Annotated in this window: 19 protein-coding genes; 11 read left to right on the plus strand and 8 right to left on the minus strand. The window is 72.1% G+C overall.

Going from position 1 to position 22,737, the window contains the following annotated elements; all coding sequences use genetic code 11:
- The 7 genes from D1825_RS10640 to D1825_RS10670 all read left to right on the plus strand — a co-directional run.
- Window positions 1-866 (plus strand): FUSC family protein (locus D1825_RS10640; RefSeq protein ID WP_118767402.1); only part of this gene is annotated, 866 nt, incomplete at its 5' end.
- 36 nt (window positions 867-902) lie between these two features.
- On the plus strand, window positions 903-1,160 hold the full coding sequence (locus D1825_RS10645) for a type II toxin-antitoxin system prevent-host-death family antitoxin (RefSeq protein ID WP_118767403.1): 258 nt from the start codon (window positions 903-905) through the stop codon (window positions 1,158-1,160).
- A gap of 3 nt (window positions 1,161-1,163) precedes the next feature.
- Entirely contained in the window at window positions 1,164-1,583 is a 420-nt protein-coding gene (locus D1825_RS10650; RefSeq protein ID WP_118767404.1) for a type II toxin-antitoxin system VapC family toxin, read from the plus strand.
- Between the two features lie 28 nt (window positions 1,584-1,611).
- Entirely contained in the window at window positions 1,612-1,953 is a 342-nt protein-coding gene (locus tag D1825_RS10655) for a DUF2516 family protein (RefSeq protein WP_118767405.1), read from the plus strand.
- Between the two features lie 30 nt (window positions 1,954-1,983).
- Entirely contained in the window at window positions 1,984-2,943 is a 960-nt protein-coding gene (locus D1825_RS10660; protein ID WP_118767406.1) for an asparaginase, read from the plus strand.
- Window positions 2,940-3,374: a D-aminoacyl-tRNA deacylase gene (dtd, locus tag D1825_RS10665; RefSeq protein ID WP_118767407.1), complete on the plus strand. Its 435-nt coding sequence runs from the start codon at window positions 2,940-2,942 to the stop codon at window positions 3,372-3,374. Before D1825_RS10660 ends, dtd begins: the two co-directional genes overlap by 4 nt.
- 967 nt (window positions 3,375-4,341) lie before the next feature.
- Complete coding sequence (locus D1825_RS10670) at window positions 4,342-4,893, plus strand: O-acetyl-ADP-ribose deacetylase (RefSeq protein WP_118767408.1); 552 nt, start codon at window positions 4,342-4,344, stop codon at window positions 4,891-4,893.
- 288 nt (window positions 4,894-5,181) lie between these two features.
- Here D1825_RS10670 and D1825_RS10675 read toward each other — a convergent pair whose 3' ends face one another.
- The gene (locus tag D1825_RS10675) at window positions 5,182-7,311 is read right to left on the minus strand and encodes an MMPL family transporter (RefSeq protein ID WP_118767409.1); all 2,130 of its coding nucleotides are present in this window, start codon (window positions 7,309-7,311) and stop codon (window positions 5,182-5,184) included.
- Between the two features lie 174 nt (window positions 7,312-7,485).
- Complete coding sequence (locus D1825_RS10680) at window positions 7,486-8,052, minus strand: alpha/beta hydrolase family protein (RefSeq protein WP_118767410.1); 567 nt, start codon at window positions 8,050-8,052, stop codon at window positions 7,486-7,488.
- Window positions 8,053-8,235: 183 nt separating this feature from the next.
- Here D1825_RS10680 and D1825_RS10685 point away from each other — a divergent pair, with 183 nt between their 5' ends.
- The gene (locus tag D1825_RS10685; RefSeq protein ID WP_118767411.1) at window positions 8,236-9,939 is read left to right on the plus strand and encodes a sodium:solute symporter family protein; all 1,704 of its coding nucleotides are present in this window, start codon (window positions 8,236-8,238) and stop codon (window positions 9,937-9,939) included.
- A gap of 17 nt (window positions 9,940-9,956) precedes the next feature.
- On the plus strand, window positions 9,957-10,241 hold the full coding sequence (locus D1825_RS10690) for a hypothetical protein (protein WP_118767412.1): 285 nt from the start codon (window positions 9,957-9,959) through the stop codon (window positions 10,239-10,241).
- A gap of 87 nt (window positions 10,242-10,328) precedes the next feature.
- On the opposite strand, the gene D1825_RS10695 is transcribed toward D1825_RS10690, so the two are convergent.
- The gene (locus D1825_RS10695; protein ID WP_233549813.1) at window positions 10,329-11,384 is read right to left on the minus strand and encodes an aminotransferase class V-fold PLP-dependent enzyme; all 1,056 of its coding nucleotides are present in this window, start codon (window positions 11,382-11,384) and stop codon (window positions 10,329-10,331) included.
- Between the two features lie 82 nt (window positions 11,385-11,466).
- On the opposite strand from D1825_RS10695, the gene D1825_RS10700 reads away from it, so the two are divergent.
- Window positions 11,467-12,381 carry a LysR family transcriptional regulator gene (locus D1825_RS10700; RefSeq protein WP_118767413.1) on the plus strand — a complete coding sequence of 305 codons (915 nt, stop codon included), beginning with the start codon at window positions 11,467-11,469 and terminating at the stop codon, window positions 12,379-12,381.
- A gap of 3 nt (window positions 12,382-12,384) precedes the next feature.
- Here D1825_RS10700 and D1825_RS10705 read toward each other — a convergent pair whose 3' ends face one another.
- Window positions 12,385-13,236, minus strand: a complete 852-nt coding sequence (locus D1825_RS10705) for a Cof-type HAD-IIB family hydrolase (protein ID WP_118767414.1) — start codon at window positions 13,234-13,236, stop codon at window positions 12,385-12,387.
- Between the two features lie 25 nt (window positions 13,237-13,261).
- The gene (locus tag D1825_RS10710) at window positions 13,262-14,035 is read right to left on the minus strand and encodes a SanA/YdcF family protein (RefSeq protein WP_118767415.1); all 774 of its coding nucleotides are present in this window, start codon (window positions 14,033-14,035) and stop codon (window positions 13,262-13,264) included.
- A 168-nt stretch (window positions 14,036-14,203) separates the two neighbouring features.
- Here D1825_RS10710 and D1825_RS10715 point away from each other — a divergent pair, with 168 nt between their 5' ends.
- Window positions 14,204-16,789 carry an ATP-dependent Clp protease ATP-binding subunit gene (locus D1825_RS10715; RefSeq protein ID WP_118767416.1) on the plus strand — a complete coding sequence of 862 codons (2,586 nt, stop codon included), beginning with the start codon at window positions 14,204-14,206 and terminating at the stop codon, window positions 16,787-16,789.
- Between the two features lie 170 nt (window positions 16,790-16,959).
- On the opposite strand, the gene D1825_RS10720 is transcribed toward D1825_RS10715, so the two are convergent.
- The 3 genes from D1825_RS10720 to D1825_RS10730 all read right to left on the minus strand — a co-directional run bounded on the left by D1825_RS10720 (window position 16,960) and on the right by D1825_RS10730 (window position 22,482).
- Window positions 16,960-18,099, minus strand: a complete 1,140-nt coding sequence (locus D1825_RS10720) for a hypothetical protein (RefSeq protein WP_118767417.1) — start codon at window positions 18,097-18,099, stop codon at window positions 16,960-16,962.
- A 172-nt stretch (window positions 18,100-18,271) separates the two neighbouring features.
- Window positions 18,272-20,977, minus strand: coding sequence for a discoidin domain-containing protein (locus tag D1825_RS10725; protein ID WP_118767418.1), 2,706 nt, complete (start codon window positions 20,975-20,977; stop codon window positions 18,272-18,274).
- 98 nt (window positions 20,978-21,075) lie between these two features.
- Window positions 21,076-22,482, minus strand: coding sequence for a DUF1996 domain-containing protein (locus D1825_RS10730; protein ID WP_118767419.1), 1,407 nt, complete (start codon window positions 22,480-22,482; stop codon window positions 21,076-21,078).
- Between the last annotated feature and the right edge of the window lie 255 nt (window positions 22,483-22,737).

Consider the following 22,737-nt stretch of genomic DNA (forward strand, 5'->3'; position numbering starts at 1 on the left):
TCGCCGTCGGCGTGGCGATCGGCGTCGGGCTGGGCGACCTCGTCGCGCACGTCATCGGGCGTGGCATCTGGCAGATCGCGCTCGTGCTGTTCACCGCCGCGATCATCGCGCGGTTCATCGACCGCGGCGCGATGCTCACCACGCAGGCGGGCGTCCAGTCGATCGTCATCGTCGCGCTTCCCGCGACCTCGGGCGGCCCGTTCGGGCGCTGGACCGACGCGGCGGTCGGCGGTGCCATCGCGCTCGCGGTCGCCCTGCTCACGCCGTCGGACCCGCGCCGCCACCCGCGGTCGCTCGGCCAGCGCAGCATCGAGGAGCTCGCGGGAGTCCTGCACACACTCGCGCGCGGGCTCTCGTCGCGGTCGACGGCCGACGTCGAGGACGCGCTGGTCCGCGCGCGGGCCACGCAGCCCGTGCTCGACGACTGGCGCGAGATCGCCACCAACGCGCGCGAGCTCTCGCGGGTGTCGCCCGCGAGCCGGCGCTACCGCGACGAGCTCGCCGCGAGCGTGGACGCCGCCATCCTCGTCGACCGGGCGATGCGGAACGCGCGCGTGCTGGTGCGGCGCGCGCTCGCGCTCGTCGAGGCCGACACCCCGCACGACGTGCTCGGCGTCGCCGCCCGCGTGGACGCGACGGCCCGCGCGGCCGACGAGCTCGCTGCGGCGATCGGCGCCGGGCGTGACCCGGAGCGCGCGCGGGCGGCCCTGACCGTCGCCGCGCAGGCGCTCGACCCCTTCCTCGTCGCGCCCGACGACTGGCAGGTGCAGAGCCTCGTGCTGCTGCACCGCTCGCTCGCGGTCGACCTGCTGGAGGCCGCGGGCACCTCGGCGAAGGCCGCGCGCGAGGCGCTTCCCGAGATCTGACCTCGTCGGCACCGGGCGCCCGGTACGGTCGTTCGCATGGAGGTCGCGGTCAGCGCTCTGCGCGCGGAGCTGAAGCAGTGGATCGAGGCGGCGCGCTCGGGGCAGGACGTCGTCATCACCGAGCGGGGGATCCCGGTCGCCCGGCTGACGGGCATCGAGTCGGCCGACCTGCTGCAGCGGCTGGAGCGCGACGGGCTGCTCTCGGCCCCCTCGGCCGAGCGGGTCGCCTCCGACGGTGAGCGTGGGCGCGCGACCCGGCCGGTGTCCGGGCTGGTCCGCCGGCTGCGGCGCTGATCCGTGGCGATCGTCTACCTGGACACCAGCGCGCTGGTGAAGCTGTGCGTCGCCGAGCCCGGTTCCGACCTGGTCGCGGCGCTGTGGGACGGCGCCGACCTCGTCGCGACCTCCCGGCTCGCGGACGCCGAGGTGCGATCGGTCCTGGCCGCGGGGCAGCGATCCGGTCGGCTCGAGCCGACGCAGGCGCGTGCGGCGCTGACCGCCTGGTCGCGGCTCTGGCCCGGCCTGCACGTCATCGAGCTGCAGGACGTCGTCACGGCCGGTGCGGCGACCCTCGTCGGGACGCATCCGCTGCGCGCGGCCGACGCGCTGCACCTCGCCTCCGCGCTCGTGCTGCGCTCGCCCGACCTGCTCGTGGCGGTGTGGGACGAGCACCTCGCGGCGGCTGCCCGGGCGGAAGGGCTGCGGGTACTGCCCTGACGTGGGCGATGTCTCGTAGGCTCGCACCGTGGTCGCGACCCTCCAGCTGCCCATCTACCTCGTCTTCATGTTCGCCATCTTCGGGTTGGCGGCCTGGGCGTTGATCGATCTGCTGCGTCGCCCTGCTGCGGCGTTCGTGTCCGCGGGCAAGCGGACCAAGCCGCTGTGGGGGGCCATCCTCGGCGTCGCGACGGCCGTGTCGTTCGCCGCAGTGCCGTTCCCGAAGGGGATCCCCACGTTCCCGCTGTTCCTCGCGCTGCTGTGCGCGGTGGCGGCGATCGTCTACCTCGTCGACGTGCGCCCCGCGATCGCGCCGTACTCGCGCCGCCGGCCGCCGTCGTCCGGCCCGTCGCGTGGCGGCGGCTGGTGACGTCTCCGGCGACGGATCGATGACGGACCGATGACAGACATCGACTCTGCGGCCGTCCCGCTCGCTCGGGTCGTGCGCGGGGACCTCGTCGAGTCGGTGCACCGCGGGCACCTCGTCGTCCTCGCGCCCGACGGCTGCACCCGGCTCGCCCTCGGCGACCCCGAGGCCGTCATCTGGGCGCGGTCGTCGCTCAAGCCGTTGCAGGCCGTCGGCATGCTCGACGCCGGCCTCGACGTGGACGGCGCGCTGCTCGCGCTCGTCTGCGCGAGCCACAACGCGGAGCCGGGCCACCTCGCGATCGTCGACGCGATCCTCGCGTCGTCCCGGGTCACCGCCGGGCAGCTGCAGAACACGCCCGACTGGCCGCTCGACCTGGAGTCGGCCGCCCAGCGGCGGGCCGACGGCGGCGGCCCGGCGTCACTCACCCAGAACTGCTCGGGCAAGCACGCCGGGATGCTCGCCACCTGCGTGGTCGCCGGGTGGCCGACCGACGACTACCTCGCCGTGGACCACCCGCTGCAGGTGGCCCTGCGCGACGCGGTCGCCGAGCTCACGGGCGTGCCGGTCGAGCACGTGACGGTCGACGGCTGCGGGGCGCCGTTGTTCTCGACGACGTTGGTCGGGCTCGCGCGGTCGTTCGCGGAGCTCGTCGGCTCGTCGTCCGGGCCCCGGGCCCGCGTCGCGCGTGCCATGGCGCGCCACCCGTGGCACGTCGCCGGGACCGGGCGCGAAGCCACCCGCTTCATGGAGGCCGTCCCCGGGCTCATCGCCAAGGACGGCGCCGACGGCGTCTACGCGGCCGGGCTGCCCGACGGTGGGGCCCTGGCGTTCAAGATCGCCGACGGCTCCTCGCGGCCCCGTCCCGCGGTGCTGGCTGCCGCGCTGGCTGTGGCCGGGTACGACGTGGGCGACCTCGGCGCGACCCCCGTGCTCGGGCACGGGCAGCCCGTCGGTGAGGTCCTGCCGACCTTCGGCCCGGGTGCCGTGTGAGGGCGGTCGTGCAGCGCGTGACGCGCGCGTCGGTGACGGTCGACGGGATCGTCGTCGGTGCGATCGACCGGCCCGGGCTGCTGGCGCTCGTCGGCGTCACGCCCGGCGACGGGCCTGCTCAGGTCGAGCTGATCGCGCGCAAGATCGCCGAGCTGCGCATCCTTCGCGACGAGGCGTGCGCCGTGGACGTGGGAGCGCCGGTGCTGGTCGTCAGCCAGTTCACGCTCTACGCCGACACCCGCAAGGGCCGCCGACCCACGTGGAACGCCGCCGCCCCCGGCGATGTCGCGGCCCCGCTCGTGGAGGCGGTTGTCGCCGACCTGCGCGCCCGCGGCTTGGAGGTGGCGACAGGCGTGTTCGGCGCGGACATGGCCGTGGAGCTGGTCAACGACGGCCCGACGACGATCCTCCTGGAGTCGGTCCCCACCTGACCGCCCCGGCGAGCCCGCCCCCGGCCCGACCGCCCGCGCGCCGCCGTGGTTGCAGCGTTCGTTGCATCGGGCGCGCCGCGCGGCAGCACGGATCCTTCAACGAACCCTTCAACCATCCCGCGGGGCGCTGGTGATCCAGTGTCGCGGGCTGCCGCGGCGAACCGGAGACTCAGCGAGGCCGTCGCGGGGGACTGATGACCTGGCGGGGCTGCCCCGGGCATGACGAAAGGCCCCTCGGAGTAAGCGTCCGAGGGGCCTTCGTCGACCGCAGGCCACGTGTCTCCGGCAAGCCGGTGACGAGCGCCGCGCTGACGGTGCGGCGTGGTCCGACACCCAGCGATCCGGCGAGCCGGTCCGCTGCGGGCGGGTCCACTGCAGTCGGCCTTCTGGTCCGTAACGACCCCCGCGTCGTCATCCGCGGGTCGAGCAGGTTTCCCCACCCGATCTGGTCGCCCGTTCTCCGGTCGGCCCGTCCTCACCGCACCTGTCCCCGCTGGTCATCTGGCTCCCCGAGGGGCTCCTTCTGTCCTGCGGTTCTCGATCCGTCGAGGTCGATGTGTGATTTCTAGTCCTGTCCCGTGGACCCCCGCAAGAGCTTCTGGAGGGTTTCTTTATCCACCGTTTACTCCACAGGGGCGTCCACAGGCTGGCCTGCGGAAATACGGGATGAACACAGGGGTGTGGATGGAATTTGTGGATAACGCGAGTGTCGTTCACCCGCTCGGGCGCACCGCGCGGCTAGCCTGGGAACCGGTGAAGGCCCCTCGGAGTAAGCGTCCGAGGGGCCTTGCCTCGTCTCCGGGACTCGGACTCTCCTGACGGCCAGGGTGGGGAGGATTCGTCGCCCGCGCGTGTGCCTCCTCGAAAGCGGCCGGGGCCGAGGCTGACGGTGTTCGGGCTCGTCGCGAGGACGCTCCCTTCCAGCGACCCACGGCACGGCGCGCTCTCCCGGGACATGATGGAACGCATGCGCATCAAGGCCGTGCAGGGCGACATCACCACTCAGGACGTCGACGCGATCGTCAACGCCGCGAACTCGAGCCTGCTCGGCGGAGGCGGCGTGGACGGCGCGATCCACCGCGCGGCCGGGCCGGCGCTCCTCGAGGCCTGCCGCGAGCTGCGCCGGACCACTTACCCCGACGGGTTGCCTGTGGGTTCGTCGGCCGTGACGCCGGGCTTCGAGCTCCCGGCGCGGTGGGTGATCCACACGGTCGGACCGAACTGGCACGCGGGCGAGCGCTCGACCGCGATGCTCGCGTCGTGCTTCACCACGTCCTTGGAGCGGGCGGTCGAGGTCGGCGCCACGAGCATCGCCTTCCCCGCGGTCAGCGGCGGCGTGTACGGCTGGGACATGGACGAGGTGGCACGCGTCGCGGTCGCGTCGGCCCGCGCGTGGCAGTCCGGCGCCGACGACTCGTGGGAGCCCGGCCACCGGCGCCCGACGGGCATCGAGCTGGTGCGCTTCGTGCTGTTCTCCGCCGATGCGCTGGCCGCCTTCGAGCACCGGCTCGCCGAGTAGCCGCTCCGCTGGGCAGCAGCCGAGCAGCCAGCAGCCGAGCAGCCAGCAGCCGAGCAGCCAGCAGCCGAGCAGCGTGCCCCCGGCACCGGGCCGTCGGCCGTTCGGCACCAGCCTGGCGGACCTCGTCGGCCGCGCGACGCCGTGCGAGTGAACGCATGGGTGTGCGACACGCCGCGGAACGCGCGGCGTGTCGCACACCCATCGGTTCACCGAGACGGAGCGGACCAGCGGGCCCGGAGACCAGCAGGCCCGGGGCAGCGGGGCAGCCTGCACCAGCCGGCTTGAGCGCTACCCCACCGGCGCCGGCTCGCGCAGCTCTGCCGGGTCGGGGTCCGGACCCGGACCAGCGGCGGGCTCGGGCTGCCGCGCCAGGGCGGACGGCCACCACATGCGCTTCCCGATGTCCAGGTTCAGCGCGGTGACCAGCACCGACCGCACGATGAGCGTGTCGAGCAGCACGCCGAACGCCACGGCGAACCCGATCTCCGCGAAGCTGACCAGCGGCAGCGTCCCGAGCACCGCGAACGTCCCCGCGAGCACCAGGCCGGCCGAGGTGATGACCCCGCCCGTGGCCGCGAGCCCGACGAGCGAGCCCCGCCGGTGCCCGATCCGCAGCGCCTCCTCCCGCACGCGTGTCATGAGGAAGATGTTGTAGTCGATGCCCAGTGCGACGAGGAACACGAACACGAACAGCGGGAACCCGGTGTCCACGCCGGCGTAGTCGAAGACGTTCCGGAACACGAGCGCCGAGATCCCCATCGCCGCACCGAACGAGAGCACGACGGTCCCGATGAGCACGACGGGCGCGAGGATCGCGCGCAGCAGCACCGCGAGGATGAGGAACACGACCAGCAGGATGATCGGGATGATGACGATCGTGTCCCGCGTGGAGGCCCGTTCGACGTCGAGCGTGACCGCGGTGGTGCCGCCGACGAGGGCGTCCGCGTCGGGCACGGCGTGGACCGCGTCCCGCACCCGGTCGACCGTGTCGAAGGCCTCGTCGCTGTCCGGCTCGGACGTGAGCGTGCCCTCCATGTAGGCCGTGCCGTCCTTGACGACGGGCTCGGTCACGCTGGCCGGGTCGATGCCCTCGACGCCCGCGAACACGGTGCGCACGGCGTCGGCCTGCTCGGCGTTGGCGATGATCACGACGGGCGAGCCCGCGCCGGCCGGGAAGTGCTCGGCGAGGACCTGCTCGCCGACGACCGACGGCTGCTCGGTGGTGAACTGCTGCTCGGTGGTCAGGCTCGTCGGGTTGAGCTGCACGACGCCGATCGTCGCGACCGCCAGGAGCGCGGCCGTGCCGATCCAGGTGCGCCGCGGGTGGTGCGAGATGCGGCCGCCGATGCGCGCCCAGAACCCGTCCTCGGTCGGCTCGTGGTCGCCGACGTGCGGCGTGCGCGGCCAGAAGATCCAGCGCCCGACGAGCACGAGCAGCGCGGGCAGGAGCGTGAGCATGACCAGCAGCGCGACGATCACGCCGACGGCCGCCACCGGGCCGAGGCCCGCGGTCGAGTTCATCGTCGCGAACAGCAGCACCAGCATGCCGAGCGCGACGGTTGCGCCCGAGGCGATGATCGCCGGGCCGGCGCGGTGCAGGGCGACGGCCATCGCCTCGTGCCGGTTGGTGTGCTTGCGCAGCTCTTCTCGGTACCGCGCGGTGAGCAGCAGGGCGTAGTCGGTGCCCGCGCCGAAGACCAGCACCGTGAGGATCCCCGCGCTCTGCGCGTTGACCGTGAGGTCGAAGTTGTCCGCCAGCAGGTAGATCACCGCCTGCGCGACGGTCAGCGCCACGCCGGCCGAGATGAGCGGCAGGAGCCACAGGACCGGGCTGCGGTAGGTGAGCAGCAGGATGACGACGACGACGCCGGCCGCCGCGTACAGCAGCGTGCCGTCGATCCCCTCGAACGCCTTGGACGAGTCGGCGGCCTGGCCGGCCGGCCCGGTGACGTAGACGGTGACGCCGGACGGCAGCCCCTCCTCGGCGGTGGCGCGCAGGTCGTCGACCGCGTCGGCGGCCAGGTCCCACCCGTCCTTGCCGAGGTCGAGGGGCACGATGATCTGCGCCGCCTGCCCGTCCTCGGAGGGGATGGGCCCGACGACCTTGCCGTCGAGCGTGTCCAGGGTCCCGAACTCCTGGGCGTCGGCGGCGATCGCCGTGAGGTCGTCCGGCGTCAGGCCGTCCGGGTTCTCGTAGACGATGACCGCGGGGATGGTGTTCGAGGAGACGAAGCTCGAGGCGACCTCGATGACCTGCGTGGACTCGGCGGCCGCGGGCAACCAGCTCGCGGCGTCGTTGTCCTGGGCGCCCGTGAGCTTGCCGGCGAGCGGCCCGAGCAGGGCCACGACCACCAGCCAGAAGGCGATGACGACGAACTTCATGTAGCGATGGGTGATCCAACCCGCGACCTTGGACATGGCTGTTCCTCAAGGAGTCGACGACGACGAGGTGGCGCCAGGGGCGCCGTGCGGCTCTCAGGCTTCCGGTTCGGACACCACGGCCACCATCAGGGACACCCCCGACATCTTCCTCAGGGTCGTCCGGGTGTCACTCAGATACTTCTCAGGGTGCCCAGGTTCTGGGAAGCGGTTTCAGAGCCGCTCCAGGGCGCGTAGCCACTCGACCACCGCGGCGCAGACTGCCGAGTCGTTGGTCGGCGAGTGGTCTCCGGGGACGAACACCGTGGTCAGGGGGCCGCCGACGAGCGCGAGGTGCTCGACGAGCTCGTCGGGCGACCCGAAGGGATCCCGCTCACCGGACACCGCGAGGACCGGAACGTGGACGTCCGGCAGGTGCTCGGTGCGCAGGGTCTCCGGCTTGCCGGGCGGGTGCAGCGGGTAGGAGAGCAGGATGAGGGCCGCCGCCGGCTGCCCCTCGGCGACCGCGATCGAGCTCATCCGCCCGCCGAACGACCGACCGCCCAGGGCGATCTGCTCGGGCGGGACGCCGAGCTCGGTGGCGAAGTCGTCGGCCTGCGTCCGCAGGTGCGCGACCGCCGGCCCGGGCCGGTCGGGGGCCCTGCTGCCGGCGATCCGGTTGGGGAAGTCGATGCGCCGCACGGGCAGCGGGCTCACGGCGTCCTCGAGCGCGACAAGCGTGCGGTGATCGCGGCCGGCACTCGCGCCGGGCGTCAGCAGGAGGCCGGCGACCTGTCTCATGGATCACACCGTAGCGAGCCCTCCGCTGCGGTGTCCCGCGAGATCTCGCCGATCTCTGCATCTACCAGGGACCGATGCTGACCGGTTGGAAAGTCTTCGGCGCGCGCCATCTCGTCGGCGGTCCTAGCGTGACCCCGGCGCCGTTGCTGCGGCGTCACCACCGACGCACCGGGGATGCCTCTGATGATCCTGGAAGCCACCAACGACGCGCTGCGTCTCGACGCCAACTTCGTCGACTACACGCTCGTCGCCATCTACTTCGTCTTCGTCATCGGGATCGGGCTGGCCGCGCGCCGGCAGGTCTCGACGAGCCTGGACTTCTTCTTGTCCGGTCGGTCTCTGCCCGCCTGGGTGACGGGCCTGGCCTTCATCTCCGCCAACCTCGGTGCGGTCGAGATCATGGGCATGAGCGCCAACGGTGCCCAGATCGGCATGGCCACCATGCATTACTACTGGATCGGCGCGATCCCCGCGATGCTGTTCCTCGGCGTCGTCATGATGCCGTTCTACTACGGCTCCAAGGTGCGGTCCGTGCCGGAGTTCATGCGCAGGCGCTTCGGCACCGGGGCGCACCTGGTCAACGCGCTGAGCTTCGCGCTCGCGCAGCTGCTCATCGCCGGAGTGAACCTCTACCTGCTCGCCACGATCGTCAACGTGCTGCTGGGCTGGCCGCTGTGGATCTCCCTGATCGCCGCGGCCGCCGTGGTGCTGACGTACACCGCGCTCGGCGGGCTCTCGGCGGCGATCTACAACGAGGTGCTCCAGTTCTTCGTCATCGTCGCGGCGCTGCTGCCGCTGACCATCGTCGGCCTGCACCGCGTGGGCGGCATCGACGGGCTCGTCGACAAGGTCAACAACGGCCCGGTCGACGGCATGCTCTCGTCGTGGCCCGGCCAGAACCTCACCGGCTTCGAGTCGCCGACCGCCTCCGTCATCGGCATCGTGCTCGGTCTCGGGTTCGTGCTGTCGTTCGGCTACTGGACGACGAACTTCGTCGAGGTGCAGCGCGCGATGGCGTCGAACTCGATGTCCGCGGCCCGCCGCGCGCCGATCATCGGCTCGTTCCCCAAGATGTTCATCCCGTTCATCATCATCATCCCGGGCATCATCGCCAGCGTGCTGGCGCCCGAGATCCTGGCGCTGAACGAGGGCAAGGGGGACGGGAGCGTCCAGTACAACGACGCCCTGCTGATCCTCATCCGCGACCTGCTGCCCAACGGCATGCTCGGCGTCGCGATCGCCGGCCTGATGGCGGCGTTCATGGCCGGCATGGCCGCGAACATCTCGGCCTTCAACACGGTGTTCAGCTACGACCTGTGGCAGCAGTACGTGAAGAAGGACCGCCCCGACGGCTACTACACGCGCGTCGGCCGCATCGCGACCATCGCCGCCACGGTCGTCGCGATCTTCACCGCCCTGCTGGCCTCCGGGTACAGCAACCTCATGGACTACCTGCAGACGCTGTTCGGGTTCTTCAACGCGCCGCTGTTCGCCACGTTCATCCTCGGCATGTTCTGGAAGCGGATGACGGCCACCGCCGGTTGGGCGGGTCTGTCGAGCGGCACCATCGCGGCCATCGCGGTAGCGGTGCTCAGCCAGGACGCGCTCGGGCCGCTCAGTATCGGGGCGATCGACCTGTCCGGGCAGGGCGCGAGCTTCGTGGCCGCCGGGGCGGCGTTCGTCGTGGACATCGTGGTGAGCGTGATCGTCACGCTGTTCACGCGGCCCCGCGTCGAGTCCGAGCTGAAGGGGCTGGTCTACTCGCTGACACCCAAGGCGGACCGTACCGATCCGAACGAGTCGAGCCTGCCTTGGTACCAGCGACCGGTGCTGCTGGCCGGGATCTCGCTGACCATGGTCGTCATCCTCAACATCACCTTCCACTGACCGGACAGGAGACCGTCATGGCCGACACCGACAAGCACGCCGCCCAGTCGAAGCGCGCCGTCCGCGCCTTCGACATCCGCACCATCATCGGGACCCTGCTGGGCATCTACGGCGTGATCCTGCTGCTCATGGGGATCTTCGCGAGCGACTCCGACCTCGAGGGCTCGGACGGGTCGAGCATCAACCTCCTGACGGGCATCACCCTGCTCGTGGTCTCCGCGTTCTTCCTCACCTGGGTGCGGCTGCGGCCGCTCCTGGTGGCGGAGGGCGAAGAGGACGCGAGCGACGCCCACATCGAGTAGTTCGCATCAGCGCACGGCAGCCCCGCCTCGATGCAGCGAGCGGGGCTGCCGTGCGCCCTGGGCCTGGATGACGGCGTGGAAATGACCTCAGGCAGGAACGAGCCCGGGCGCGAGCACCGACAGGGCGCGTACGACGTCGTCGTGGTCGTTCCAGACGTGGAACGCGAGACGGACCCCGCCCCCGCGCGCCGCGACGACGCACCCGGCGTCGCCGAGCCGCTGGGCCACGACGCCGTCGGGGTCCGGGAGGGACACGATCGCGCTGCCTCCGGGCGGCAGTCCGCAGCCCAGCCGGAGGTCGTCCGCGAGGCCGACCGCGTGGTCGCGCACCGCGGCGGGCGCGACGGCGGCGAACAGCTCGAGGGCGGGGGCCGCGCCCACCCAGCACAGCCAGGCGGGCGACACGTCGAGCCGCCGCGCGCTCGTTGCGAGGCGCATGTGCGGGCCGTACACCGACGTCCACACGTCCTCGCCCGCGTACCAGCCGGCGGCCAGGGGGCGCAGCCGGTCGAGCACCGCGGGCCGGACGGTCGCGAACGCGGTGCCGCGGGGCGCGGCGAGCCACTTGTAGGCCGAGCACACGGTGACGTCGAACTGCCCCGCGTCGACGGGCAGCCAGCCGGCCTGGGTGATGTCGCACAGGGTCAGGGCGCCGGCTGCCCGGGCGGCGCTGGTCACGGCGTCGACGTCCGCGACCCGGCCGTCGCGCGACTGCACGAGCGAGAACGCCACGACGTCGGTCGACGGCCGGATCGCTCCCGCGAGCTCGTCGAGCGCGACGTGCCGGACGCGCACGCCGCGGTCGGCGTGCGCGAGGAACGGGAAGACGACCGACGAGAAGTCCCCGTCCACGACGAGCACCTCGGCGCCGTCGGGCAGTGCGGCCGCGACGAGTCCGACCAGGGCAGACGTCTGCGCGGCGATCGCGACGTCGTCCTCGGGGGCGCTCACGAGCCGCGCGAAGGCGCTGCGGGCGGCGGCGACCGCGGCGTCGTAGACGGCCAGGTCGGCGCGGCCCTGCTGCCAGTCGTCGATCGCCGTGCGCATCGCGTCGGCGGTCGCCCGCGCGGGGAGCCCGACGGTCGCGGCGTTGAGGTACCCGGGGGCGGGGGCGAAGGCGGCACGAAGGTCGATGAGGTCCACCCGAACAGCCTGCGGGGGCTGCAGGCATCACACCAGAGCGGATTCTGGCTGGGAGCCATCACGCAGTGTGATACTCGGCGCCATGACCGAGCTGGCCGTCGACGTGAACTCCCTGCGGATCCTGCGCGCCATCGCGGACCAGGGGACGATCACGGGCGCGGCGGGTGCGCTCGGCATCGGCCAGCCCGCGGTCAGCCAGCACGTCCGACGGCTCGAACGGCGACTCGGCACCGCGCTGCTCGACCGCACCGGTCGCGGCGTCCGGCTCACGGAGGCGGGGGAGGCGCTCGCCCGGCACGGCGCGACGGTCGGCGCCGCGCTGCGGGCCGCCACGGCCGAGGTCTCCGCGCTGACCGGCCTGCGCGCGGGGCGCGTGCGGCTCGTGGCGTTCCCGTCGTCGACCGCGACCCTCGTGCCGCGCGCGCTCGTCGCGCTCCGCGACGCGCACCCCGGCCTGCGTGTGACGCTCGACGAGGCGGAGCCGCCGCAGGCGCTCGCCATGGTGCGCAACGGGGTGTGCGACGTGGCGGTCGCCTTCGCGTACCCGGGGGCGGGGCTCGGCCGCGGCGAGGACGACCTCGACGGCCTCGTCACGCGGCACCTGCTCGACGAGCCGACGCTCGTCGCGCTCCCGGAGGGCCACGCGGCGGCCTCGGCCGAGAACCTCTCGCTCGCCGACCTGGCCGACGAGCCGTGGATCGCGGGATGCCCGCGGTGCCGGGGTCATCTGCTGAGCGCCGCGGACGCGTGCGGGTTCGAGCCGGAGATCGCCTACGCCACCGACGACTACGTGGCCGTCCTGGCCCTCGTCGCGGCGGGCCTCGGCGTGGCCCTGCTGCCCGACCTGGTGCGGCCGGTCGCGGAGCGCCAGCCCGGGGTCGTCATGCGCCGGGCCGCGGGGACCTCGCACCGCTCGGTGCACGCCGTGACCGCACCCGACCTGCTGCGCGTGCCGGCGGTCGCCGCGACGCTCGACGCCCTCGCGCTCGCGGTCTAGCGGCTACAGCTCGATCGCCAGGGCGGACGCGATCGTCCGGACCACGCCGTTGCGCGTGTTGGCCGGCGCGACGAACCGCGCGAGCGCCCGGACGTCGGGGTGCCCGTTGTCCATCGCGAACGACCAGCCCGCGGCCTCGAGCATGCCGACGTCGTTGAAGTAGTCGCCGAACGCCATCGTCTGCTCGCGCGTGACCCCCAGCGCGGTCTGCACCTGCTGCAGCGCGGCGCCCTTGTCCGCGGTGCGGCTCATCACGTCGACCCAGTGCAGCCCGGAGACGACCACCCGGTCGGCCTCGTCGAACGGCGCGAGCGCCCGGCCCGCGCCGCGCTCGGAGGACTCGAAGTCGTAGACGGCCACCTTGAGGATGTCGTCGTCGACCGTCAGCAGGTCCTCGACGACCTCGAGCCGCGCGTAGAACGGGCGCGCCTGGGCCAGGAAGGCCTCGTCGGCGCGCTCGACGTACGCGGACCGCTTGCCGCACACGACCGTGCCGAGGTCGAGCCCGCCGGCGCTCGCGGTGCGCATGGCGCCGACGATCGCCCGGGCCGTCGGCAGCAGGAGCGTGTCGGAGCTGAGCTCGGCGCCGTCGCGCACCACGTACGCGCCGTTCTCGGCGATGTAGACGAGGTCGTCGCGCTCGAACTGCGCCCGCAACGTCGCGTACTGGCGCCCGCTGGCGGGGCAGACGACGATGCCACGCGCCTCGAGCTGCTCGAGCAGCGGCCAGAACGACGGGTCGAGCCGCTTGTCCTCGTCGAGCAGCGAACCGTCCAGGTCGAGCGCGATGAGCCGGACGTCGGGAATCTCGCCGAGGTCGGGGGGATCGAGGACCGGGGCGGGGGCTGTGCTCACCGGGCCATCCTCCCAGCCGCGTGCGTCAGCCCTGGTCGAGCGCGTCCTGAACGCCGGTCTCGTGGCCGCCGTAGACCGGCGGACGCCCGACCAGCGCGTCCCACGCGGCCTTGTATGACGCCGGGATCTCGCGCAGCCGCCAGGTGAGCGCCTGCTCGCGCGTGACGCTGGCGGAGGAGACGCCCACGCCGGTCACGTCCATCCCGGCCGCGGTGCACGAGAACACGGCGCGGGGCAGGTGGTAGTCCTGCGTGACGACGACGGCCGCGTCGACGCCGAACACCTGGTGCGCACGCACGCACGAGTCGTGCGTGTCGAAACCGGCGTAGTCGAGCACCACCTTGTCGGACGGGACCCCGTTCGCGACGAGGTAGTCGCGCATCGCCGTGGGCTCGTCGTGCTGGACCGTGCCGTTGTCGCCGCTGACGAGGATCGCCTGCACCGTGCCGCGGTCGTAGAGAGACTTCGCGGCGTCCAGGCGGCGGCGCAGGTAGGTCGACGGGCTGCCGTCGGGCCGCAGACCCGCACCGAAGACGAGCGCGACGGGGGTGTCGGGGACGTCGGTGAGCCCGCGGGTGTGCGAGCGGCCGACGGCCTGGACGACGACCAGGGGAGCGGCGAGGACCACGACCACGAGGGCCGCGACCAGCCACGGGAGTCGGCGGCGTCGGCGCGGGCGCGCCGGTTGCGCGTCGTCGGCCGGGCTGTCCGCCGGTGGAGCCTGGACGGCGGTGTCGCCCGCCGGTGACGGCGCGTCCGGCGAGATGCCCTCCGCGGGCCTCGCCCCGTCGTCGTCCATGCCCGGAGGCTAGCGCTCCGCGGACGCGCGTGGACCCGGTTCCTCCGCCTGCGGCGAACACGGGCAGTTCCGGGGGTGGCCCGCCGTTAGCATCGAACAACGCCGCCCCACCGACCCCGCAGCGCCCGGCGCGGAACCGGTGGGCCACGCAGCTCGTGAGGAGTGCACATGTTCGAGAGATTCACGGACCGAGCCCGTCGCGTGGTCGTCCTTGCCCAAGAAGAGGCACGGATGCTCAACCACAACTACATCGGGACCGAGCACATCCTCCTGGGTCTGATCCACGAGGGTGAGGGAGTGGCCGCCAAGGCGCTCGAGTCGCTCGGCATCTCGCTGGAGGCTGTGCGCGCCCAGGTCCAGGAGATCATCGGCGAGGGCCAGCAGGCCCCGTCGGGCCACATCCCGTTCACGCCGCGCGCCAAGAAGGTGCTGGAGCTCTCGCTCCGCGAGGCGCTGCAGCTGGGCCACAACTACATCGGCACCGAGCACATCCTGCTCGGCCTGATCCGCGAGGGCGAGGGCGTCGCCGCCCAGGTCCTCAACAAGCTCGGCGCCGACCTCAACCGCGTGCGTCAGCAGGTCATCCAGCTCGTGTCCGGCTACCAGGGCAAGGAGCCGGTCGCGGCCGGCGGCCCCGCCGAGGGTCAGCCCTCCGGCAGCGCCGTGCTCGACCAGTTCGGGCGCAACCTGACGCAGGCGGCTCGCGACGGCAAGCTCGACCCGGTCATCGGGCGCGAGAAGGAGATCGAGCGGGTCATGCAGGTGCTGTCCCGCCGCACCAAGAACAACCCGGTCCTCATCGGGGAGCCCGGCGTCGGCAAGACGGCCGTCGTCGAGGGCCTCGCGCAGGACATCGTGCGCGGCGACGTGCCCGAGACGCTCAAGGACAAGCAGCTCTACACGCTCGACCTCGGCGCGCTCGTGGCCGGCTCGCGCTACCGCGGTGACTTCGAGGAGCGCCTGAAGAAGGTCCTCAAGGAGATCCGCACGCGCGGCGACATCATCCTGTTCATCGACGAGATCCACACGCTCGTCGGTGCGGGTGCCGCCGAGGGCGCGATCGACGCCGCCAGCATCCTCAAGCCGATGCTGGCGCGCGGCGAGCTGCAGACCATCGGCGCCACGACGCTCGACGAGTACCGCAAGTACGTCGAGAAGGACCCGGCCCTGGAGCGTCGCTTCCAGCCGATCCAGGTCGCCGAGCCGAACCTGCAGCACGCGATCGAGATCCTCAAGGGTCTGCGTGACCGCTACGAGGCGCACCACCGCGTGTCCATCACGGACGCCGCGCTCGTCGCGGCTGCCACGCTCGCGGACCGGTACGTCAACGACCGCTACCTGCCGGACAAGGCGATCGACCTGGTCGACGAGGCCGGCGCCCGCCTGCGCATCCGCCGCATGACGGCTCCGCCGGAGCTGCGCGAGCTCGACGAGCAGATCGCCGAGACGCGTCGCGACAAGGAGTCCGCGATCGACGAGCAGGACTTCGAGAAGGCGGCGCGCCTGCGCGACGCCGAGAAGCAGCTCGGCCTCAAGCGGCTCGAGAAGGAGAAGGCCTGGAAGTCGGGCGACCTCGACGCCGTCGCTGAGGTGGACGAGGAGCTCATCGCCGAGGTGCTGGCGAACGCCACGGGCATCCCGGTCTTCAAGCTCACCGAGGAGGAGTCCAGCCGACTGCTCCACATGGAGGACAACCTGCACAAGCGGGTCGTCGGCCAGGACGCGGCGATCAAGGCGCTCTCGCAGGCCATCCGCCGCACGCGCGCCGGGCTCAAGGACCCGAAGCGTCCCGGTGGCTCGTTCATCTTCGCCGGCCCCACGGGCGTCGGGAAGACCGAGCTCGCCAAGGCGCTCGCCGAGTTCCTGTTCGGCGACGAGGACGCGCTCATCCAGCTCGACATGTCCGAGTTCTCGGAGAAGCACACGGTCTCGCGCCTGTTCGGCTCGCCTCCCGGCTACGTCGGGTACGACGAGGGTGGCCAGCTCACGGAGAAGGTGCGCCGTCGGCCGTTCTCGGTCGTCCTGTTCGACGAGGTCGAGAAGGCCCACGCGGACATCTTCAACTCGCTCCTGCAGATCCTCGAGGACGGTCGCCTGACCGACTCGCAGGGTCGCGTGATCGACTTCAAGAACACCGTGATCATCATGACCACGAACCTCGGCACGCGGGACATCGCCAAGGGCGTCATGACCGGCTTCCAGGCCGGCGGCGACCTGTCGACGTCGTACGAGCGCATGAAGTCCAAGGTCAACGACGAGCTCAAGCAGCACTTCCGGCCTGAGTTCCTCAACCGCGTCGACGACGTGGTCGTCTTCCCGCAGCTCTCGCAGCCGGAGATCTTCTCGATCGTCGACCTGATGATCGCCAAGCTCGACAAGCGCCTGCGCGACAAGGACATGGGCATCGAGATCACGCCCGCGGCCAAGAAGCTGCTGTCGGAGAAGGGCTACGACCCGGTGCTCGGGGCGCGTCCGCTGCGCCGTGCGATCCAGCGGGACATCGAGGACGCCCTGTCCGAGAAGATCCTGTTCGGCGAGCTCAAGGCCGGCCAGCTGGTCATCGTGGACGCGGTCGGCGAGGGCATCCTCGGCGAGTTCACGTTCCAGGGCGTGACCAAGGTCGACATGCACAAGGAGACCGTGGGGGCCGGCGTCTCGGCCGGGACCCCCGGGTCGGGCACGGACCTGCCCGCCGCGCCGCCCATCTCGGCGGCCGGTGACGGCGGCTCGGGCACGCTCCCGCAGGTCGGCTGAGACAGCCAGCACCACCGACGAAGCCCCGGTCCACCGCGGACCGGGACTTCGTCGCGCCCGGCAGGTCGCGCGGCTCGATGCCACGTGCGTCGAAGAGTTCGTCACGTCAGGCGTGACGAACTCTTCGACCAGCTCCATTCGGCACGGCCCGGCCGCTCGCCCGGTCGGCGTCAGCGGGCCTCCAGGACGGTCCACCAGTCGTTGTCGTCGCGGCCCGCGAAGCCGGTGACCTCCTGCTGGCCGCCCGTCGTGCGCTCGTCGGCGTGCAGGTGCGAGTGCAGTGCGGCGCCGGTCTCGGCGTGCACGAGCCGGACCCTCGCGCCAGCGGTCCAGGTGCCGTCGACCTCGACGCGCCACTCGTTCGGGGTGCTCCCCACGCGCACGCCCTGCTGCCCGGTCACGGGTGAGCGAGATCCGCGCGGGCTGCCGAGGTACGAGCCGGTCGCGACGTGCCGCAGCCGCACCCGGCCCGCCGTTCCCGCCTCGACCGCCCAGCACTCGTCGTCGGTCGCCGTGCTGCGCACCGCGGTGACCCGGGTGCCGAGCGGGCAGCCGTCGTACGACCAGGGCGTGCGGTCGGCGTGCAGGGTCATCCCGGTCCAGACGTGCGAGAGGACGACGACCGAGCCCGGCCCGATGGCGCGCGCCGGGTCGGCGGGGGCGCGGGTGAGCACCGTGGGCTTGCGCGGCTTGTAGTCCTGCACGAAGAAGCCGCGCCAGGTCGGCCCGTTCGACGCCTTCCAGCCACCCTTGACCGGGGTCAGCGTGACCTCCTGGCCGGGGCTGTTCGAGTCGGTGATCAGCAGCGACGTCACGTCGCCGGTGCGGGCGTACCCGTGTGCGACCACCTGGTGGTTCTTGCCGATCGCGCCGATGCTGCGCGCGACGACGAGCCCGAGCGGGACGGGCCGGCCCTCGTCGACCGCGCGCACGACCTGCGGGAGCTCGTCCTGCGAGGTCCACCGAGCGACGCCCTTGAGCGGGCCGAGCGCCCCGTCGGGGTGCATCGACCAGGTGATGAACGTGGCGGCGGAGAGCACCTTGAAGGAGTCGAAGAGCCGGCCGCGGATCACGTCGGCGAGCCAGTTCTCGTCGGGCGGGACGCGCTTGGGGGCGTAGAGGCCGGCGCCCCAGCGGGGGGCTGGGGCGCCGGAGTGGAAGAGGTCGAGCGACAGGTACGCCATGCCGCCGCAGCGGCCGGCCGTGGAGATCTTCATGCCGTTCGGCAGGGTGAGCAGGTCGTCGTGGAACGCGTTGGGGAAGCCGAACCCGTGCACCGCGGGGTCGAACGCCGTGCGCTTGTCCGCCATCGGTCCTCCCGCTCGTGGGTGCGTGCCCGCCCGACACTCAGGAGCCGCGAGCAGGGCAGGCAGATACCGGGATCCTCCTCCCGTGCGATCACGCACTGCTACATGCCCGGGCACGGCGACGGCCCCGACCCGCGCTGAGCGGATCGAGGCCGTCGTCGTCGGACCGGGAGCGTCAGCCGCCGTAGCTGGTCACGGTCGCCGGCTTGGTCTCCGTGCCCGAGGCCTGCGGGCCCGTGCCGTTGATGACGTGGGCGTAGGTGCCCGCGCCGCCGAGCGACACGGTCGAGATGCTGTGCAGCTTCACGCCGGGCGTGATCGGCACCTCGAACCCGTTGTCGACCGTGATGGACGCGTCCGTCGTGAACACGCAGTAGGAGCCCAGGCCCCACGCCTCGTGGTTCTTCACACCGGGTGCGACCTTGTACGCCGCCCAGCCCCGGATCCCGTCGTGGGTCCAGGCACCCACCGACGGCGGGTCGTACGGCAGCTCGTTCTGGAAGAAGATCACGCGGCCGCGCTCACCGTTCCAGAGCAGGTTGTACTTCTGGTAGTGCTCGACGAACAGGCCGTAGCCGTTGACGTCGTTGCCGTTGACGATCAGACCGTAGTCGGACGTGTTCTGCGTCCAGCCCGCGCCTGCGCCGTGGTCGGCACGCCACGACCAGATGTGGTCGATGATCGTGTTGTCCGCGTTCACGACGATGCCGTTGTCGACCTTGCCGGCGACGACGCCGCCGACGCGGACGAACACGTCCTGGACCGACTGCGGGTTGGCCGCGTGGGACGTGTGCGCGCCGGGCGTGCCGATCTGCACGACCGTGCTCGAGTGCGTCGTGCCCTGGTCGAACAGCAGGCCGGCGATCTTGACGCCGTCCACGTCCGCGGTGTGCAGACCGTCGACGCCGTTCTCCGGGACGATCGTCGCCAGGCCGAGACCGAGGACGACGGTGTTGGGCCGCGTGACGTTGATCGTCTGGTCCAGGTGGTAGACGCCGGGCGTGAAGATCACGTTGAGGCCCTGCGCGAGCGCCTTGTTGATCGTCGCGCCGGAGTCACCGGGGTGGGCCAGGTAGAAGGTGCTCAGGCTGAGCGACGAGCCGGGCGTGTTCGGCCACGTGACGCCCGTCGTGCCGGAGCGCAGGTTCGGGACGAAGACCGACCACTTGCCGTCCTTCCAGTACAGGTACGGCTTCTCGCGCACCTGGCCCGTGGTGGCCAGCGTGGTGATCGCGGGCTCGGGGAACGAGGTCGCCGGAGCGCCCTGCACGCCCGAGAACACCATGTTCCACAGCGACCCCTGCCAGCTGCCGACCGCCGAGTCGCGGGTGTACCACTGCTGCTGGGTCCACGCCGCGACCGAGCCGTCGACCTTCGAGTCGGCGATGTAGCCGCCCGATGCCCACCCGTAGGCCGACGAGTGCAGCGCCAGGTCACCCTTGACGTGCACCCGGCGGAACGGCGCGGCCTGCGCGACCGCCCAGCGGTCCTGACCGGTGCTCGGCGTCACGGCGAAGTTCTCCGCGGAGCGCCAGAAGTTCTGCGTGGCGTTGCCGTTGAACCACTGCGCGTCGACCCACACGCCGCCGTTGATCTGCACGTCGTCGGGGTTCTGCCCCGCGCCGCTGATGGACGTGTAGAAGCCGATGTTGGCCTGCAGGTTGTAGGTGCCGGGCAGGAACAGGAACTGGTCGCGCTCGGTGCCGAACTGGTTGGTCTCCTGGCGGGCGAACACCTGGTTGACGGTGTTCTGGATCGCGGCCTGGTCGTCGGTCGGCTTGAACACGTAGGTGTTCGGGCCGAAGTTCGGGTTGGCCGGGTCGGCGGGCTGGACGTCGCCCGGGCCCGCGGTCTGCGTGGGCGTCGGGGTGGGCGTCGTCGGGGTGGGGGTCGGCGTGGGAGTTGTCGTCGTGCCGGAGCCGGTGAACACGCGCAGCTCCCAGAGCGAGTAGCCGTAACCGGTGCCGCGGGTCTGCCCGACGAGCCGGACGTAGCGACCCTTGCCGCTCGTCGCGATGCTCTGCTTGCCGCCGGTGCCGGCCGTGACCGTGCCGATCGTCGTGAAGCCCGACGTCGCGCTGTCGGACGCCTGGATGGTGAAGGCCTTGCCGTAGGCGCCCTCCCAGTCGATCTCGACCTTGCACACGTTCTGCGAGCTGCCGAGGTCGACCTGCAGCCACTCGGCGTCGGTCGCCGCGCTCGACCAGCGGGTCGCGTCCTTGCCGTCGAAGGCGTTGGCCGCGACGTAGTCGCTGCCGGCCTGGACCGACGAGGCCGACGAGGCCTTGCCGAGCGCGACGTTCGTCGTGCCGCAGCCGGTGGTCGGGGTGGTGGGTGTCGTCGTCGGTGTCGTCGTCGGGCTCGTCGTGCTCGGCCCGAAGACCTGGAACTCCCACAGCGAGTAGCCGTAGCCCGTGGCGCGCTGCGTGAGGCTGATCCGCACGTAGCGGCCCTGGCCGGTCGCGGCCACGGTCTGGTTGCCGCCCGTGCCGTTCGTGACGGAGGCGACCGTCGTCCAGCTCGTGCCGTTCTCCGAGGTCTGGATCGTGAACGCCTTGGCGTAGGCGGACTCCCAGCGCAGCTGGACGCTGCCGATCGCCTTGCTCGAGCCGAGGTCGACCTGGAGCCACTGGCTGTCCGTGGCCTGGCTCGACCAGCGCGTGCCGTTGTCTCCGTCGACGGCGGCGCGGGCCGGGGTGTAGTCGGCGTTCTCGACCGACGACGCGGTCGCCACCTTGCCCTGCGACAGGTTGACGTCGGCCGCGCTCGCCGTGGTGGCGATCGAGCCGATCACGCCGGCCGCGACGAGCGCGGCCGACAGCCCGGCGGCGAGCAGCGCGTGGGGACGCCGTCCGCTCCGGGTGGGGGTGTGGGTGTGCATGCGGGTGTCCTTCTTGGTGGTGCGGGCGTCCGTGCCCGCGGGAGGGTGGCGCGCCGCCCGACGAGGGCCGGGCGGCGCGCCCGTGGGTCAGACCCGGGTCACGGGATGAGGTTGAAGCTCGCGTCCAGGACGCCGCCCGCCCACGGCTTGTAGAGGTCGAAGCCGCGCGGGTTGCACTGCAGACCGCCGTTGATGCAGTGCTCGGTCAGGGCCTTGAGAACCGGCGCGTCCCAGCCGTTGAAGAAGTCGTAGTGGAACGAGTAGCCGCGGCCGCTCGAGAACGCCACGTTCGACAGGTTGCCGTCGACCGGCCACGAGAGCTTGAACTCGATCATCGGCACCGGCACCGGGTGGCTCGTCGGGCACTCGCCGTTGACCGGGTAGGCCATGTGCGTCTTGTGGTTGGCCGAGTCGAGGTTCACGCCGTCCCAGCAGCTCGGGGCCTGGTAGCGGATGTTGAGCTTCGAGCCCGCGGGGCAGGCCGCCGCCGGGATGTCCCAGCTGCGCGTCGTGTCGCCGCACTCGAAGCCCTCGACCGTGCCGGGGGCGTTCTTGAACTCGTCCTGGGTGGCGAGCATGTTCCCGACGACGAAGCGCAGGCCGGCCGGGAACGGCTGGACCTTCTTGTAGTCGAGGATCCCCGACTTGTAGTAGATCGTCTGCTCGTCGGTCGAGACGACCTGCGAGCCGCCCCGGAGCAGCGTCGGGAACCAGTACGCCGAGCGGTCCTGCGGGACCGTGCAGCTCGTGGTCGTGCCCGCGGCGACCAGCGAGGCGGCCGTCGTCTTCGCGTTGGTCGTCCGGTTGCCCATGAACGTGTGGCTGTGCGAGGCGCCCGCCTGGCCCGGGAAGACGATCGGGTCGTCCGGCAGGGTGTGCGTCGGCACGCAGTTCGCCTGGAACTCGTGGTGGGTCACCGACGTGTCGGCGCCCGGGGGAGCCGGCGGGAGCGGCTTGGGCGTGGTGGACGGCGGCGTGGTGCCGCCTGTGCCGAACACCTGGAACTCCCACAGCGAGTAGCCGTAGCCGGTGCCGCGGGCCGTGAGGTTGAGCCGGACGTACCGGCCCGTGCCGGGCGCGCTCACGGTCTGGTTGCCGCCCGTGCCGTTGGTGACCGTGGCGACGGTCGTCCATGTGGTGCCGTTGCTGGAGACCTGGACCTGGAACGCCTTGCCGTACGCGGCCTCCCAGCTGAGCTTGACGTTGTCGATCGTGGCCGTGGAGCCCAGGTCGACCTGGAGCCACTGCGCGTCGGCGAAGGTGCTGCTCCAGCGCGTGCTCGTGTTCCCGTCGACGGCCTTGGCGCCGACCATGTCCGGGCTCTCGGCCGTCGAGGCGCTCGCGGCCTTGCCCTGCGAGATGTTGACCGGCGCCGCGGTCGCGGTGGTGGCGAGCGTCGCGACGACTCCGGACGCGACGACGGCGGTCGCCAGGACGGCGGCCAGCCAGGCTCGAGGAGAGGCCGGTCGGGTGCGGCCTCGTCGCCGCACGGTGGGGGTGCTCATGTCGGATGACTCCTTCAGTGCTCAGGGTCTGCACGTGCGGCTCACGGGCCGCGGGTGCGTGTGCTGCCCGCCGGGTTGGCGCAGGCGGGTGCGCGGCTCGGGCGCGGCGGGTCGCCGGCTCGTCCGTGCGGGGCTGAGGAGCGGCCCTCGTCGGGCCGGGACCGGGGAGGTGCGTGCCTCCGAGGTGTGGCTCCGCACCCGGCGCTCGCGCGCGGGGTGCCGTGCCGTCGTGCGGGCTGCTTCGTGGTGGTGACC

This window comes from Cellulomonas rhizosphaerae, assembly GCF_003470205.1.
Classification (GTDB): Bacteria; Actinomycetota; Actinomycetes; order Actinomycetales; family Cellulomonadaceae; genus Cellulomonas; species Cellulomonas rhizosphaerae.

What these genes read in the sequence shown, in the direction of transcription:
- D1825_RS10645 (WP_118767403.1), top strand. Translation starts at nt 903, where the DNA reads ATGGAGGTCGCGGTCAGCGCTCTGCGCGCGGAGCTGAAGCAGTGGATC.
- D1825_RS10660 (WP_118767406.1), top strand. Translation starts at nt 1,984, where the DNA reads ATGACAGACATCGACTCTGCGGCCGTCCCGCTCGCTCGGGTCGTGCGC.
- D1825_RS10670 (WP_118767408.1), top strand. Translation starts at nt 4,342, where the DNA reads ATGCGCATCAAGGCCGTGCAGGGCGACATCACCACTCAGGACGTCGAC.
- D1825_RS10675 (WP_118767409.1), bottom strand. Translation starts at nt 7,311, where the DNA reads ATGTCCAAGGTCGCGGGTTGGATCACCCATCGCTACATGAAGTTCGTC.
- D1825_RS10680 (WP_118767410.1), bottom strand. Translation starts at nt 8,052, where the DNA reads ATGAGACAGGTCGCCGGCCTCCTGCTGACGCCCGGCGCGAGTGCCGGC.
- D1825_RS10685 (WP_118767411.1), top strand. Translation starts at nt 8,236, where the DNA reads ATGATCCTGGAAGCCACCAACGACGCGCTGCGTCTCGACGCCAACTTC.
- D1825_RS10690 (WP_118767412.1), top strand. Translation starts at nt 9,957, where the DNA reads ATGGCCGACACCGACAAGCACGCCGCCCAGTCGAAGCGCGCCGTCCGC.
- D1825_RS10700 (WP_118767413.1), top strand. Translation starts at nt 11,467, where the DNA reads ATGACCGAGCTGGCCGTCGACGTGAACTCCCTGCGGATCCTGCGCGCC.
- D1825_RS10710 (WP_118767415.1), bottom strand. Translation starts at nt 14,035, where the DNA reads ATGGACGACGACGGGGCGAGGCCCGCGGAGGGCATCTCGCCGGACGCG.
- D1825_RS10715 (WP_118767416.1), top strand. Translation starts at nt 14,204, where the DNA reads ATGTTCGAGAGATTCACGGACCGAGCCCGTCGCGTGGTCGTCCTTGCC.
- D1825_RS10720 (WP_118767417.1), bottom strand. Translation starts at nt 18,099, where the DNA reads ATGGCGGACAAGCGCACGGCGTTCGACCCCGCGGTGCACGGGTTCGGC.
- D1825_RS10725 (WP_118767418.1), bottom strand. Translation starts at nt 20,977, where the DNA reads ATGCACACCCACACCCCCACCCGGAGCGGACGGCGTCCCCACGCGCTG.
- D1825_RS10730 (WP_118767419.1), bottom strand. Translation starts at nt 22,482, where the DNA reads ATGAGCACCCCCACCGTGCGGCGACGAGGCCGCACCCGACCGGCCTCT.